Consider the following 13676-nt stretch of genomic DNA (forward strand, 5'->3'; position numbering starts at 1 on the left):
AACTGGGCGGAGCCGTTAGTCCAGGGTGATATGGAGGTCCGATATCGCCTTCGCCCACGTCTGCCTGTCGCGCGCGACGCGCTGGCCGAAGGCCTCTTCGTCGGCGCCGGTCGGCTCCTGGCCGGTGACCAGGATGCGCTGGGCGATATCATCGCGGTGGACGATCTTCAGCAAGGCTTGCGACAACTTCGCGATGACGGCCTTCGGCGTACCGGCGGGCGCGAATACGCCACACCACCCGCTTGCATTCATTTCGGGGTAGCCCGCCTCGATGAAGGTTGGAATGTCCGGGAGTACCTTGGACCGCACGGGATTGGCCACCGCAAGTATGCGGATCTTGTGCGCATCGGCATATTGCTTATAGGTGCCCACCGCGCCCCAGGCGCTCGTGATACGGCCGGCGAGCATGTCCTGCAAGGCGGGGATTTCACCGCCGTAGGGAACATGGATCAGCTTGATCCCGGCGCGCTGCGAAAATTGCTCGGCCCATATATGCGCGGAGGTCCCTTTTCCATAGGAACCGTAGCTCAGTTGATCCGGTTGTTGCCTGGCCAGCGCGACGAAGGATGGCAGGTCCGTGACCGGAACCTGCATGCCGACGCCGAACACGACCGGCGTGTTGGCGATCTCCGCCACCGGTGCGAGCTCGCTCAGCCGATAAGACGAATTCTTGTGGAGCAGGTCGGCCTGCAGCACGCCGGTGTGGGTGATCAGCAGCGTGTAGCCGTCGGGCGTGGACTGCGCGACCGCGCCCGCGGCAATCATTCCGCTGGCGCCGGTCCTGTTCTCCACGATGACCGCTTGCTTGAACTGGTTTGCCAGTTCAACGCTCAGGATGCGCGCGATCGTGTCGATACTGCCGCCAGGATTGGTGGGCACGATCAGCTTGATGGGTTTTTCGGGAAAGCCGGAGACCGGCGGGGCGGCCACTGCGTGCGAAGCCAGGCTGGCGGCGATGCATGCGTTCCCGCACACCGAAAAGAAAACACGACGATTCATGATGACTCCAGCATCGGAAAAGGAACGGCATGGATATGGAACTGCGTGTGGGGGATGCGGGTGGCGCGCGGCCGCGCCGTGGTTCAAGCTGCTGTTGTCTCTTCCGATACGTGGGACAGCGCCGCGAAGCGTGCCAGGTGGTGGTCGGTGTCGCCCAGCGTCGACTCTATGATCGTCAGTCGCTTCACGTGGTGGGATACGGGAAGTTCATCCGACAACCCCATCCCGCCGTGCAGTTGCACGGCCTGTTGGGCGATGAACTTCATGGCCTGGCCGACCCGCGCCTTGGCCGCCGACGACATCCGGCTTCGCTCTTCCGGATCGGTTGCGCCGGACAGCCGTGCCGCCGCCAGCGTGGCCACGGCGCGCGCCTGCGCAAGATGGATGGCCATGTCGACCATACGATGCTGCAGTACCTGGAAACTGCCTATGGGCACGCCGAATTGCTCGCGTGTCTTCAGGTAGTCGAGCGTCGCGTCGTTCAGCGCCCCCATGGCGCCGAGCGCCTCGCCGCACAGCAGCACGATGCCGTAGTCAGCCACGGCTTCCAACAGCGCCAGTCCCTGGCCCTCGGGGCAAAGCAGCGAGTCCCGGCGCACGCGGACGTTCGAAAGCCGGACATCCGCCGCGCGCAGGCCGTCGATAGTCCTGTAGTCACGTACGGCCAGGCCCGCCGCATCGGCGGGGACGAGGAAGACCGAGATGCCCGCCTTATCCCGGCGTGCGCCTGAAGTCCGGGCGGACACGATAAGAAAGTCCGCCTGCGCGCCATGCTGCACCACCGTCTTGACGCCGTCCAGGACGTAGCCACCCTCATCCGGCCTGGCCGAGGCGGCGACGTCGAAGAGGTCGTATCTGGACTCCCGTTCGCCCAGCGCGCAAGCCATGGTCGACTGTCCTGCCGCGATTCCTTCGAGCCGTTCGGCATGATCGCCGGACAGGCGGAGAAACTGGGCGCCCATTGCCGTGGCGAGCACCGGTTCCACGATCAACCCGCGGCCCAGTTCCTCCATCACGATGAACATATCCATCAGGGAGCCATCCAGTCCGCCCACGGACTCCGGCAGCGGCAGCGCGGGAATCCCGAGCTCGGCGAGCGCCGCCCAGGCCTGCGCCGACACGCCTGTTTCCGCGTGGATGATGGCCCGGCGTGTTTCCATGCCGTAGTCTTTCTCGATCCAGCGACGCAGCGCATCGGCGAATTGTCGCTGGTCCTGCGTAATGTTGAAATCCATGATCCCGCTCCTTACATGCCCAGCACGAGTTTGGCGATGACGTTCTTCTGTATTTCGTTGGAGCCGCCATAGATCGCGATCTTTCTTGAATTCAGGTATAGCGAAGCGAGCGGCGCGGCGTCGTCATTGCCGGTGATCGCGTGCTCCCGTTCCCCGGCGATGAAAGCCGGGTCGAACGGCGCGCCATAGGGGCCTACGGCTTCGAGCATCAGTTCGGCGATGCCCAGCTGGATTTCGCTGCCCTTCACCTTGAGCATGGACGCTTCGGGTGCCGGAGACTTCTGGTGGCTTTCCTGCGAGATCGTCTTCTGGACCAGCATTTCGAGGCCGATCAATTCGATTTCCAGCGTGGCGACCTTCGCGGCGAATACCGGATCCCGCAGGAGTGGCTGGCCATTCTTGCCTTGCCGCAGGGCGAGGCGCTTGAGCGAGCGAAGTTCTCTTTTCGAGCGTCCGACGGCGGCAATGTTGGTGCGCTCGTGACCCAGCAGGTATTTGGCATAGGTCCAGCCCTGGTTCTCTTCGCCGATCAGGTTCTCCACGGGAACCTTGACGTTATCGAAGAACACCTCGTTGACCTCGTGTTCCTCGTCCAGCATGATGATCGGCCGCACGGTGATGCCGGGCGCGTTCATGTCCATCAGCAGGAAGGAAATTCCCGCCTGTTTGCGCGCCCCGGGATCGGTACGCACCAGGCAGAAGATCATGTTGGCGTACTGCGCCCAGGTGGTCCATGTTTTCTGGCCATTCACGACGTAGTGGTCGCCGACGCGTTCGGCGCGCGTCTTGACAGCCGCCAGGTCGGAACCGGCGCCAGGCTCCGAATAACCCTGGCACCACCAGTCGTCGCAGTTCAGGATGCGGGGCAGGTAATGCCGCTTCTGTGCTTCGCTGCCGAAAGCCATGATGACGGGCGCCACCATGTTGACGCCGAATGGCATGATGATGGGTGCGCCGGCGGCGGCGCACGCCTCGTCCCAGATGTGTCGCTGCACGGTGCTCCAGCCGGTTCCGCCGTGCTCGACCGGCCAGCTCGCGCCGACCCATCCCTGGGCGGCCACGATCTTGTGCCAGCGTACGAAATCTTCCTTGTCCAGGCGCTTGTGATTGAGAACCTTGGCGCGCAGGTCCTCAGGCAGGTTGTGCCGCAGCCAGGCGGTCACGGTATTGCGAAATTCCAGGTCCTGCGGACTGTAATTCAGATCCACGATATCTCCAGTGTGGCCAATGGCAGGCGTGACGGCGGACGGCGACGGGCGGCGTTCAGATGGGTGGCCAGTTGAAGACGTCCGCGGTTTCCTCCAGCGGCGTAAGCGCGGCACGCATCGCCGGCAGGGCGTAGTCCGCGATGCTTTCCGGTGTCCAGCCTTCGGACATGTGCACGGACTTCACCGGCCGCGGCTGGCTCATGAGCATGATTTCATTGCCACGTACGGCAAAGACCTGCCCGTTGATGTCGCGCGCCAGTTCGCTCGCCAGATAGACCGCCAGCGGCGCGACCTTGGCGGGCGTCATCAGGAGTTGTTTGCGCTCGGCTGCCAGCGCTTGTTCTTCCGTGGTGACCGGTACGGATGCAACCATGCGGCCCCAGGCGAAAGGCGCGATGCAGTTCGAACGTACGCCGGCCCGCTGCATGTCTATGGCGATGGTGCGGGACAGGCCGACGATGCCCATCTTGGCGGCGGCATAGTTGGCCTGCGCCCGGTTGCCGACCAGCCCCGAGGTCGAGGTCATGTGCACATAGGCGCCGCTGCCCTGTTCCTTGAAGTACGGCGCGGCGGCGCTGCTGGTGTAGAAGGAACCATACAAATGCACCTTGAGGACCGCGTCCCATTCTTCATCGCTCATCTTGTGGAAGAATCGGTCGCGCAGGATGCCGGCATTATTGACGACGCAATCTATCCGTCCATATGTGTCCACCGCCTGTTGCACGAGGCGTTGCGCGCCGGCGCGCGTCGCAATGGAGTCGGTGTTGGCCGTGGCTTCGCCGCCAGCCGTTCGTATTTCGCGCACGACAGCCGCCGCGGGGCCGTCGTCGCTTCCTTCGCCGCTCAACGACGCACCGATGTCGTTGACCACCACGCGCGCGCCGGCCTGGGCCAGCTGCAATGCGACGTCGCGGCCGATCCCACCCCCGGCACCTGTGACGATGGCGACCTTGCCTGACATGGACTGCTTCATGATCTGTCTCGCTATGGTTTGAAACGGGCTTGAACGTGGCTGATGACCACGGCGTCGCGGGAGGCGACATATCCTTGGAGCGCGACATGGCTGCCCTCGTCCCACATCCGGAACTCGATGTCGTCCGACGGGTAGACCGGAGCCGAGAACCGCGCGTCGAAGGCGGCCAGCCGCGTTGCGTCGCCCTGCGCGTAGGCTCGGATCACCCCCACGGCGGCGAAGCCATACGTCGCCAGGCCGTGCAGGATGGGGCGCGGAAAACCCGCTTGCCGGGCGGCGGCGGGGTCGATGTGCAATCGGTTGTTGTCACCGCAAAGCCGATAGAGCAGCGCGGCATCGTCGCGCACGCGACAAGTGGCGCATTCGTCGGGCGGTCGCGCCGGCGCGGGTGCCAGCGGTCCAGGGACTTCGTCCGCCAGCAGGACGTCGTCCGCACCGCTCGCCGAAAAGCCGCCGTCGCCGCGGCAATAGAACAGCTGCCACGCCCGTCCGTATGCTTCGCCATCTTCGGACTGCAAGGTCTTGCATACGGTGATGAGCGCGCCCTTGTCCTTGCCCTTGTCGGTCACGCGGCACACCCGCGAGATGCCGACGATGCGGCCCTGGGCGGGCAGGGGCCGTTCCAATGCGATGCGCTGCTCCCCCTGGATCAGTCGCGTCGCGTCTATTCCCATGGACTTGTCGTCGCGTGCCCAGAACCCTGGCGATGCGAGCACGGCCGCCATGGTGGGGACCGCGACCTGATCGGCTTCATCCACCAGTCGCAGCTGGCCAGGATCCAGCGGATCGGATACGGCGCCGATCGCCAGCGCATACAGGGCGGAGTCGCGCGCGGTGTAATCGTGGACGACGGTTCGGCTCCATGTCCTGATGGCGTCGAGATTCATGCGCCGCGCTCCGCCTCGTCCATGACAAAGACAGGCACCCGTACGGTCCCCGCGCGGCCGAAGGCGGCGCGCACCCTGGCGCCTACGACCAAATTCGCGGGCGACGCGCCGACGATGTTGCTGAGCATGCGCACGCCTTCGTCCAGCTCGATGAAGGCGAGAACCTGCCGGTCCGCTTCATTACCAGTGACGGTGTACGTATAGATATGGCCCCGCCCGCTTGCCTCCGCCCACTCCACCGCGGTCGAGAAGCAATGCGGGCAGCTTCGACGGGGGTAGTAATGGGCCCGCCCGCAGGAGACGCAATGGCCATAAAGCAGCTTGCCTTGCGCGGCGGCGGTGAAGAAAGCTTCGTTTTCGGGGTTGGTGGCAGGCGCGGGCCACTCCCGGTTGTCCACGAACATCAGGTCAACTCCTTCCCAGTATGAGGGTGGCGCTCCCATGGCGGGCGCCCAGATTGCCGCCCGTTCCCTGGGCCAGGGCGATTTCGCAGTGGGGCACCTGGACGGCGGGATGGGCTTCGCCGCGTAGTTGGCGCACCGCCTCGATCACCTTGGTAATGCCCCCGCGGTTGGCCGGATGGTTGTTGCACAAGCCGCCGCCATCGGTGTTGAAGGGCAGGCGGCCGATGCCGGAAATAAGATTGCCGTCCTGCACGAAGCGGCCGCCTTCGCCCTTGCGGCAAAAGCCCAGGTCCTCCAGCTGCAGCAGGACAGTGATGGTGAAGCTGTCGTAGATCGACGCGTACTGGATGTCTGCCGGCGTTACGCCGGCTTCCGCGTAGGCCTGCGCGCCTGATTGGGCTGCGCCGGTGACCAGCAGGTCGCCGTCCCCGCCGTAAACCCCACGCGCGCTTTCTCCAGCCCCCAGGACGGTGACGACTGGCCGTGCCAGGTCGCGGGCGATCTCAGGCCGCGTGACGATCAGGGCGCCGCCGCCGTCGCTGACCACGCAGCAGTCCAGGCGGTGAAGCGGATCCGCCACCAGCGGTGAATTGACGACCTCTTCCACCGTCACGGGCTTGCGGAGCATGGCGTGCGGGTTGTGCTGCGCGTGGGTGGCGGCCGCCACCTTGATCCAGGCCAATTGCTCGGCCGTCGTGCCGTATTCGTACATGTGCCGTCGCGCGACCATGGCGTAGCCCGCCAGCGTGTTCATGCCGAAGGGCAGTTCGAAAGCGGAGTCGGGCGACGTCGCCCCGTATTCGCGCGGCTTGGCTGTCGAGGGATCGGTGCGCGGTTTGCCCGCCAATGTGATCAGGGCAATGTTGCATTTGCCCGCCGCGATGGCCTGGGCCGCATGCGCCACATGGATGAGGTAGGACGAGCCCCCGGTTTCGGTGGTGTCGAGGTGCTTCACCCTGAGTCCGAGGTAATCGACCATGGACAGGGGACCGAGCCCGGGTGCGTCGCCGGCGCAGAAGTATGCGTCCACGTCGCGGGCCGTAAGTCCCGCGTCCGCCAAGGCGCCCCGCGCGCATTCCGCGTGCAGTTGGGCGACCGAATGCTGCTCGGCCTTGCGCAACGGGTGTTCAAAGACGCCCGCGATGCAGGCTCGTCCCTTGATGCTCATGAATACGTCCCTGCTGTTCGTTCTTGCTCGGGTGGGCCGGTGCCGGGGACGCGCATCGCCTTGCTCCCCTGCTTTTGCGTTCTGTTCAGAAGAATACCGTTCTGAATACAGGTCTGAATTCTGAGCGAAGTTCAGGGGCTTGGCAATAGGGTTAACATGTAGGCGCAAATCCCCAACAGCCCCGGCGCCCGCCGGTGACCGCGTCTTGGCTTGCTTGGCAGGCACGGCCCGCACACCGTTCGAACCACATGTCTACTGCTGACCAAATCGACCCCTCGACGCTGGCCGAGAACATCGCCGCGACGGTCTATACCGCCGTGCGGGCGAAGGCGGTGTCCCACGATTTCCTGCCCGGGGAGAGGCTGAACGAGGGAGAGCTCGCGCGGGAATTGAACGTTTCCCGGACGCCGTTGCGCGAAGCATTGCACCGCCTCGCGACCGAGGGCTTCCTGCGTTCGGTGCCGGGCAAAGGCTTCTTCTTCAGGAATCTGGATCCCAAGGAGCTGTTCGACCTGTATGAACTGCGGGCCTCGCTGGAAGTGGCGGCGGCGCAGTTGGCCGTGGAGCGCGCCAGCGACGAGCAGATCGCGGCGGTCGCGAGCCTGGTGAGAGAGGACGTTGCGGCGAGCGGCTGCTCGCAATTGGAGTTGATTGCGCAGGACGAGGCATTCCATCAGCGCTTCGTCGCGCTCGCCGGCAATCTCGAGATGTCGCGCGTCCTGGACAACATCAACGCGCGCATACAGTTCGTGCGTTGGATCGATGTCGGCGCGCCCACGCGACGGGCCACGCATCACGATCACAATGCCATCATCGACGCGCTGGCGCGCCGTGACCTGGACGCGTGCACGGCATTACTGAAGAAGCATATCGGGCGGCGCCAGGATGAGATCGTGGAAGCCGCGCATGCGCGGGTCGCCCAGCTCTTTACGCAAAGGGCGACCCGCGGGCGAGCTTGAGTCAGAGCGTCGCCGCGCTGCCCAGGATGACCGTGCTCTGGCTGGACAGGGTGCCACCGTTGCCATGGGCCAAGACGGTCTCGCAGCCGGCGACTTGGCGCTCGCCGCCATCGCCGCGCAGCTGCCGTACGGCTTCGATCAAAGCGAAGATCCCGAACATCCCGGGATGGCAATAGGACAGGCCACCGCCGCTGGTATTCACCGGCATCTCGCCGCCCGGCGCGATGCGGCCATCCTCGACGTAGCGTCCGCCTTCGCCCTTGGGGCAGAAGCCCAGGTCTTCCAGGAACAGCAGCGTGGTAATGGTGAAGGCGTCGTACAGCTGCGCCGCGTCCACGTCCGCGGGTCTCAGGCCGGCCATGCGATAGGCCTGGGCGCCGGATTGCACGGCCGCCGTCGTGGTCAGGTCGGGCATGGCGGAGATCGAGTAATGGCTGATGGCCTCGCCCACGCCCAGCACGTACGCCGGCGCGCGGCGCAGGTCGCGAGCGCGTTCGGCGCTGGTCACGATCAGCGCCCCGCCGCCGTCGGTGACCAGGCAGCAGTCGCGCAGCGTCAGGGGCTCGCTGATCATGGGCGACGCCAGCACGTCGTCAACGGTCAACGGCTTCTTTTCCCAGGCTGCCGGATTGCGCAAGGCCCACTGCCGCGCCGCCACCGCGATTTCCGCCAATTGGCGCCGCGTGGTGCCGTATTCGTGCATATGGCGCGATGCCGCCAGGGCATAGGAGCTGGCCGTGTATAGCGGGCGGTAGGGCGTTTCGTGCGGATTGGGATCCGGCGCCGCGACGTTGGCGCGGCCCAGGCTGCGTTGGGTGCTGCCGTAGGCAATCAGCGCGACCTCGCACAGCCCGGCTTCGATGGCGGCCTGGGCGTGGCCTATCATCGTCATGAAGGATGCGCCGCCCATGTTGGTGGCATCGTGATAGCGCGGCTGCAGGCCCAGGTATTCGCAGAACGCCAGGGTGGGCATCCGGCTTTGCGACGTGGTGGCGAGTACGCCGTCCACGTCGCGCAGCGACAGGCCGCAATCGTCCAGGGCGCGTCCCGCGGCCTGCGCCATGAGATCGATCGGACCCAGGCCCGGCGCGACCTTGCCCAGGTCGGATTCGGCGACGCCGACGATGGCGGTGGCGCCGCGACGCAATGGCGTGTTCATGCGGCCTCCTGCGTTCGGGCCGCGTCCAGGATGTCGAACACCGGATAGGGTTCGCCGCCGTCGGCGGGCACGCAGGCGCGCATGCGCACCCGCGCGCCGATGGCGGGCCGCGTATCGGCGCCTTCCACCCGGCTCATCAGGCGGAAGCCTTCGTCCATATCCACCAGCACCACGTTGTAGGCGTCCTGGTCGCGTGGATGCACGATGGTGACGGCGTGGATGGTGCCCAGGCCGGCGCTGATGCGCCACTCCAGATCCCGCATGCCCGAGCCGGAACCGGGGCCCAGCACGCGTGGCGGGAACACTGCGCGGGCGGTGGCCGGGTCGTACTGATAGGCGAGACGTCCCGCCGACAGATGGCGGCGGTAGGCCGCCAGTGGGGATTCCTGCATGGTGCGGAGTACTCCGTTCAAACGATGCGGCGCTCGCGCAGTTCGGCGATCTGCCGCGCGGTATAGCCGAGCAAGGTGCCGAGCACGGCTTCCGTGTTGTCGCCCAGGCGTGGTGGTGGCAGGTCGTAGCGTGGCGGCGTGTCGCGCAGCCGCAGCGGGCTGGCGATGGTGGACACCACGCCATCGATGTCGGCGTTCGCCGGCCTCGGGATGTCGACGCGCAAGCCGCGATGCACGACCTGCGGATCCTGGAACACCTGTTCGTAGTCGTTGATGCGGCCGCAGGGCACGCCGTGCGATTCCAGGCGTTGCAGCCAATCGCTCGCGCTCCGGTCCAGCATGGTGCGCGCCAGGGCGGGCACGAGCGTATCGCGGCCCTGGATGCGGCCGGTGACCTTGTGCCAGCGTGGGTCGGCGGCCAGGTCGGGGCGTTCGATGGCGGCGCAATAGCGCTGCCACTGGTCGTCGTTGCCGACGGCCACCACGATCTCGCCATCGGCGACGGTGAAGACCTGATAGGGCACCAGGCTGGCGTGCGCATTGCCGTAGCGGCGCGGCGCCTTGCCGGTGGCGAAGTAGCCCGTGACCTGGTTGCCGCCGAGTGCGACGATGCAATCCAGCAAGGCCATGTCGATGTACTGGCCCAGGCCCGATACGTCGCGATGATTGAGCGCGGCCAGGATGGCGATGGTGGCGTACATGCCAGTGATGACGTCGGCAATGGCAATGCCGGCTTTCTGGGGGCCGCCGCCGGGCAGGTCGTCGCGTTCGCCGGTGATGCTCATCAAGCCGCCGATGGCCTGGAAGACGAAGTCGTAGCCCGGCTTGCTGGCGCTCGGTCCATCCTGCCCGTAGCCGGTGATGGAGCAATACACCAGGCGGGGATTGATGGCGCGCAGGCTTTCGTAGTCCAGGCCGTAGCGCTTCAGGTCGCCGATCTTGTAGTTCTCGATGACTACGTCGCTTTGCACCGCCAGGTCGCGCGCGATGCGCTGGCCTTCGGGTGTGGAGATATCCAGCGTCAGCGATTTCTTGCCACGGTTGGCGGCCGCGTAATAGGTGGAGTCGCGTGTGTCCTGGCCTGCGCCGTCGCGGATCCAGGGCGGACCCCAGCCGCGCGTGTCGTCGCCGCTGCCGGGGCGTTCGACCTTGATGACGTCCGCGCCCAGGTCGGCCAGGTTCTGCGTGCACCAGGGGCCGGCCAGGATGCGCGACAGGTCCAGTACGCGGATGTGCGAAAGCGCCTTCCTGGCGGCCTGGCCCGCCGTATCCTGGTCGCGCGCCGGGGTGTTGCTCGTTGCCGTCATTGCACTGCCCTTATTGGATGGTGATGTGGGCGTCGTCGATGACCTTGGCCCACTTGTCCATTTCGGCGGCGACGAAGCGGGCGAATTCCGGCTGCTTCATCGTGCCGGGGACCGCGCCCTGCTGCGCGAACTGTTCCTTGATGGCCGGCGTGTTCAAGGCTGCCAGGACATCATGCGACAGCTTCGCGGTGAGCTTCGGGTCCATGTTGCCGGGCGCGTACAGGCCGAACCAGGCGGTGGCTTCGAAGCCCTTGATGCCGGCCTCGTCCAGCGTCGGGACGTCGGGCAGCGCGGCGGAGCGCGTCAGCGATGTGACGCCGAGCGCGCGCAGCTTGCCTGCCCTGATGTGCTGGAGCACGCCGGGAACCGAGTCGAACATGACGGGGATCTGCCCGCCCAGCAGGTCGTTCAGCGCCGGCGCGGCGCCCTTGTAGGGGATGTGGACCATGCTGACGCCGGTCATGGACTTGAACAGTTCGCCCGACAGGTGGTTGGCGCCGCCCGTGCCGGCCGAGCCGAAATTCACCTTGCCCGGATTGGCCTTGGCGTAGGCCACCAGATCGGCGGCGGTGTCGATGCGGTTGCGTTCGGCGAAGTCCGTGTTCACGACCAGCACGTTGGGTACGGCGGCCACCTGTGCGATTGGCGTGAAGTCGGCCTTGCTGTCGTAGCGCAGGTTCTTGTACAGCGCGGGGTTGATGACGTGATGCGTGGCCGTGACCATCAGCGTGTAGCCGTCGGCTGGCGTGCGTGCCAGTTGTTCCGAGAAGATGGTGCCGCTGGCGCCAGGCTTGTTCTCGATCACCACCGGCTGTTTCCATTCGGCGCCCAGCGCGTTGCCCAGCATGCGCGCCAGGATGTCGGTCGTGCCGCCCGGCGGGAACGGCACGACGATGCGTACCGCATGATCGGGGAAGGTTTGCGCGGCGGCCGCCAGCGGCCCCACGCACAACGCGCCCAGCGCCAGGGCGGCCACATTGCGCAGCCATGATTTCTTCATTTGTTGTCTCCTCGTTGGTCTTCGCCGGCGCGTTGCCGCGCCAGCTGCGTTCAGTGCGGGAATTCCACCATGGCTTCACCCACCGCAACGGTTTCGCCGCGCTGGTTCAGCACCTGTACGTCCAGGGTGGCCCAGCGGCTTTTGTCGGTCTTGCGGGTGGCGGTGACGACGGCGTGCGGCGTGATGGTGTCGCCCGGCTTCACGGGCGACTTCCAGCGCGTTTCGAGCCGGCGCTGCATGCCGCCGTGTTCGTACAGCCAGTCGGTCAGCATGCGCGTGATCACGCCGAAGTTGTTCATGCCGTGCATGATGATGCCGCCGAAATTGGTCTTGCCGAAATTGCCCTGCATGTAGTTGTCGTCCCAATGCAGGGGGTTGTAGTCCAGCGAAGCTTCGCAGAATGCGCGGATGGATTCGCGTGTAGGCGTGAAGGGCTGGCCCTCGATCTTGTGGCCGGCCGCGAGCGTGTCGAATGCATGGGTCATCGTTGTCTCCTTACATGGGGCGGATGGTCCAGCCGCGGCCGGAGCAGATCACTTCGTCGTTCTGGTTGAAGAAGACGTTGTCATGCACGACGAACAGGCGATCCTTGCGGATGAACTTGTCCAGCGCGCGGGCCTCCAGCCGGATGACGTCGCCCGGTCGCGCGGGCGTGTTGTAGCTCCAGGACTGGCCGGCGTTGACGGTCCCGGGGCTGCGCATCCAGTCGTCGGTGGGCGTGCAGGCGAACATCAGCAGGATGTGGATGGCGGGCGGCGCGATCAGGCCCTTGTAGGGCGACTTTTTCGCGTAGTTCTCGTCGAAGTACAGGGGGTGCATGTCGCCGACGACCTTGCAGTACTTCTGGATGGCTTCCAGCGTGAGCGTGTAGGGGATGGTCTTGCGGGGTTCGCCGGGAACGATGTCGTCCCAGATCTTTCGCGCCGCGGCGTCTTTCCAGAAATCTGTCTCGAATGTGGTTTGTGTCATGGCCTTTCCAGGGCGGTGTTGGGAGGGGGCCGCAACGCCCGGGCGTCGGCCGCCGCACGGACTTGCGCGATTGCGGTCGCGTTGCTTATAATGACCGCTAAGCGGATATATCCATCCGCTATACGGTCATTGTGGGGAGTCGAAGCACGGGTGTCAAGCACACCCGTGGCGTTCGTCGCGCCGCGATGTGGGAGCAAGCATGGCAACGCCGGAAAGCGAGTCCTTCGTCCGCACCTTTGCGCGCGGGCTCAAGATCATCGAGACGATGGGCCAAGGCGAGGCGCGGCAGACGCTCGCCGACGTGGCGGCGGCCGTCGACCTGCCGCGCACGGCGGTGCGGCGTTTCCTGTTGACGCTGATCGAGCTGTCCTTCGTCAAGACGGACGGCAAGCACTATTGGCTGACGCCCAAGGTGCTGCGCTTGGGGCTGTCGTACCTGTACACGCTGCCGTTCTGGCGGCAATCGCAGCTGGCGCTGGAAGAACTGGGCGCGCGGATCGGCCAGTCCTGCGCCGTGTCGGTGCTGGACGAGGAAGACATCGTCTACGTCCAACGCCTGCACACCAAGCGCATCCTGTCCATGAGCCCGTCACTGGGCAGCCGGCTGCCGGCGCATGCCGTGTCGATGGGACGGGTGCTGCTGTCCGGCTTGGAAGACGACGCGCTGGACGCGTATCTGCAAAGTGCGAAGCTGAAGAAGCTGACCACCATCACCGTGGTGGACCGCGACCGCCTGCGCGAGACGGTCATGCTGGCGCGCGAGCGCGGCTATGCCTGGGTGGATGGCGAACTGGACGACTCCATCGCCGGCCTGGCCGTGCCGGTGCGCGACCAGGACGGCACCATCGTCGCCGCCATCAACGTCAGCCTGCCGGCCGGCGCCTACCAGGAAGACGCCGCGGTGACGGAATTCCTGCAGCCCCTGCGCCAGACCGCGTCGCAGCTGCGGTCGACAATGGTGGGATTGCGGTAGCCGCCACGCAGGGCGCGGCGGCGTGCCGGTTCATCCCGGCTGC

Annotated in this window: 15 protein-coding genes; 2 read left to right on the plus strand and 13 right to left on the minus strand. The window is 65.8% G+C overall.

All coding sequences use genetic code 11. The features are described from left to right. Positions 1–15 precede the first annotated feature (15 nt). The 7 genes from CAL12_RS01395 to CAL12_RS01425 all read right to left on the minus strand — a co-directional run bounded on the left by CAL12_RS01395 (position 16) and on the right by CAL12_RS01425 (position 6874). Complete coding sequence (locus tag CAL12_RS01395; protein ID WP_086062845.1) at positions 16–999, minus strand: Bug family tripartite tricarboxylate transporter substrate binding protein; 984 nt, start codon at positions 997–999, stop codon at positions 16–18. Positions 1000–1082: 83 nt separating this feature from the next. Beyond that, complete coding sequence (locus tag CAL12_RS01400) at positions 1083–2234, minus strand: acyl-CoA dehydrogenase family protein (protein ID WP_086062846.1); 1152 nt, start codon at positions 2232–2234, stop codon at positions 1083–1085. Between the two features lie 11 nt (positions 2235–2245). After that, entirely contained in the window at positions 2246–3442 is a 1197-nt protein-coding gene (locus CAL12_RS01405) for an acyl-CoA dehydrogenase family protein (protein WP_086062847.1), read from the minus strand. A 55-nt stretch (positions 3443–3497) separates the two neighbouring features. Beyond that, a complete protein-coding gene (locus CAL12_RS01410; protein ID WP_086062848.1) occupies positions 3498–4415 on the minus strand; it encodes an SDR family NAD(P)-dependent oxidoreductase in 918 nt (305 codons plus the stop codon). An 11-nt stretch (positions 4416–4426) separates the two neighbouring features. After that, positions 4427–5302 carry a MaoC/PaaZ C-terminal domain-containing protein gene (locus CAL12_RS01415; RefSeq protein WP_086062849.1) on the minus strand — a complete coding sequence of 292 codons (876 nt, stop codon included), beginning with the start codon at positions 5300–5302 and terminating at the stop codon, positions 4427–4429. Then, positions 5299–5706 carry a Zn-ribbon domain-containing OB-fold protein gene (locus CAL12_RS01420; RefSeq protein WP_198298349.1) on the minus strand — a complete coding sequence of 136 codons (408 nt, stop codon included), beginning with the start codon at positions 5704–5706 and terminating at the stop codon, positions 5299–5301. Before CAL12_RS01420 ends, CAL12_RS01415 begins: the two co-directional genes overlap by 4 nt. A gap of 4 nt (positions 5707–5710) precedes the next feature. Beyond that, positions 5711–6874 (minus strand): thiolase domain-containing protein, encoded by a 1164-nt coding sequence (locus tag CAL12_RS01425; RefSeq protein WP_086062851.1) that lies wholly within the window; start codon positions 6872–6874, stop codon positions 5711–5713. 194 nt (positions 6875–7068) lie between these two features. Between CAL12_RS01425 and CAL12_RS01430 the strand changes: the two genes are divergently transcribed. After that, on the plus strand, positions 7069–7833 hold the full coding sequence (locus CAL12_RS01430) for a GntR family transcriptional regulator (RefSeq protein WP_232464666.1): 765 nt from the start codon (positions 7069–7071) through the stop codon (positions 7831–7833). A gap of 1 nt (position 7834) precedes the next feature. On the opposite strand, the gene CAL12_RS01435 is transcribed toward CAL12_RS01430, so the two are convergent. The 6 genes from CAL12_RS01435 to CAL12_RS01460 are packed head-to-tail and all read right to left on the minus strand — an operon-like array spanning position 7835 to position 12660. Continuing rightward, the gene (locus CAL12_RS01435) at positions 7835–8992 is read right to left on the minus strand and encodes an acetyl-CoA acetyltransferase (RefSeq protein WP_086062853.1); all 1158 of its coding nucleotides are present in this window, start codon (positions 8990–8992) and stop codon (positions 7835–7837) included. Continuing rightward, positions 8989–9384 (minus strand): Zn-ribbon domain-containing OB-fold protein, encoded by a 396-nt coding sequence (locus CAL12_RS01440; protein ID WP_086062854.1) that lies wholly within the window; start codon positions 9382–9384, stop codon positions 8989–8991. The genes CAL12_RS01435 and CAL12_RS01440 overlap by 4 nt, the downstream gene beginning before the upstream one ends. Before the next feature lie 17 nt (positions 9385–9401). After that, on the minus strand, positions 9402–10691 hold the full coding sequence (locus tag CAL12_RS01445; protein WP_086062855.1) for a CaiB/BaiF CoA transferase family protein: 1290 nt from the start codon (positions 10689–10691) through the stop codon (positions 9402–9404). 10 nt (positions 10692–10701) lie between these two features. Continuing rightward, the gene (locus CAL12_RS01450) at positions 10702–11691 is read right to left on the minus strand and encodes a Bug family tripartite tricarboxylate transporter substrate binding protein (RefSeq protein ID WP_086062856.1); all 990 of its coding nucleotides are present in this window, start codon (positions 11689–11691) and stop codon (positions 10702–10704) included. Between the two features lie 50 nt (positions 11692–11741). Continuing rightward, on the minus strand, positions 11742–12176 hold the full coding sequence (locus CAL12_RS01455) for a MaoC family dehydratase (RefSeq protein WP_086062857.1): 435 nt from the start codon (positions 12174–12176) through the stop codon (positions 11742–11744). A 10-nt stretch (positions 12177–12186) separates the two neighbouring features. Continuing rightward, positions 12187–12660 carry a MaoC family dehydratase gene (locus CAL12_RS01460; protein WP_086062858.1) on the minus strand — a complete coding sequence of 158 codons (474 nt, stop codon included), beginning with the start codon at positions 12658–12660 and terminating at the stop codon, positions 12187–12189. A 199-nt stretch (positions 12661–12859) separates the two neighbouring features. On the opposite strand from CAL12_RS01460, the gene CAL12_RS01465 reads away from it, so the two are divergent. Beyond that, positions 12860–13633 (plus strand): IclR family transcriptional regulator domain-containing protein, encoded by a 774-nt coding sequence (locus tag CAL12_RS01465; RefSeq protein WP_086062859.1) that lies wholly within the window; start codon positions 12860–12862, stop codon positions 13631–13633. Positions 13634–13676 lie beyond the last annotated feature (43 nt).

It is taken from the genome of Bordetella genomosp. 8, from assembly GCF_002119685.1.
Taxonomy (GTDB): Bacteria; Pseudomonadota; Gammaproteobacteria; order Burkholderiales; family Burkholderiaceae_B; genus Bordetella_C.

Excerpts from the sequence above, each read along its gene's own strand:
- CAL12_RS01395 (WP_086062845.1), bottom strand. The coding sequence starts at position 999 with ATGAATCGTCGTGTTTTCTTTTCGGTGTGCGGGAACGCATGCATCGCC.
- CAL12_RS01400 (WP_086062846.1), bottom strand. The coding sequence starts at position 2,234 with ATGGATTTCAACATTACGCAGGACCAGCGACAATTCGCCGATGCGCTG.
- CAL12_RS01410 (WP_086062848.1), bottom strand. The coding sequence starts at position 4,415 with ATGAAGCAGTCCATGTCAGGCAAGGTCGCCATCGTCACAGGTGCCGGG.
- CAL12_RS01415 (WP_086062849.1), bottom strand. The coding sequence starts at position 5,302 with ATGAATCTCGACGCCATCAGGACATGGAGCCGAACCGTCGTCCACGAT.
- CAL12_RS01420 (WP_198298349.1), bottom strand. The coding sequence starts at position 5,706 with ATGTTCGTGGACAACCGGGAGTGGCCCGCGCCTGCCACCAACCCCGAA.
- CAL12_RS01425 (WP_086062851.1), bottom strand. The coding sequence starts at position 6,874 with ATGAGCATCAAGGGACGAGCCTGCATCGCGGGCGTCTTTGAACACCCG.
- CAL12_RS01435 (WP_086062853.1), bottom strand. The coding sequence starts at position 8,992 with ATGAACACGCCATTGCGTCGCGGCGCCACCGCCATCGTCGGCGTCGCC.
- CAL12_RS01440 (WP_086062854.1), bottom strand. The coding sequence starts at position 9,384 with ATGCAGGAATCCCCACTGGCGGCCTACCGCCGCCATCTGTCGGCGGGA.
- CAL12_RS01445 (WP_086062855.1), bottom strand. The coding sequence starts at position 10,691 with ATGACGGCAACGAGCAACACCCCGGCGCGCGACCAGGATACGGCGGGC.
- CAL12_RS01450 (WP_086062856.1), bottom strand. The coding sequence starts at position 11,691 with ATGAAGAAATCATGGCTGCGCAATGTGGCCGCCCTGGCGCTGGGCGCG.
- CAL12_RS01455 (WP_086062857.1), bottom strand. The coding sequence starts at position 12,176 with ATGACCCATGCATTCGACACGCTCGCGGCCGGCCACAAGATCGAGGGC.
- CAL12_RS01460 (WP_086062858.1), bottom strand. The coding sequence starts at position 12,660 with ATGACACAAACCACATTCGAGACAGATTTCTGGAAAGACGCCGCGGCG.
- CAL12_RS01465 (WP_086062859.1), top strand. The coding sequence starts at position 12,860 with ATGGCAACGCCGGAAAGCGAGTCCTTCGTCCGCACCTTTGCGCGCGGG.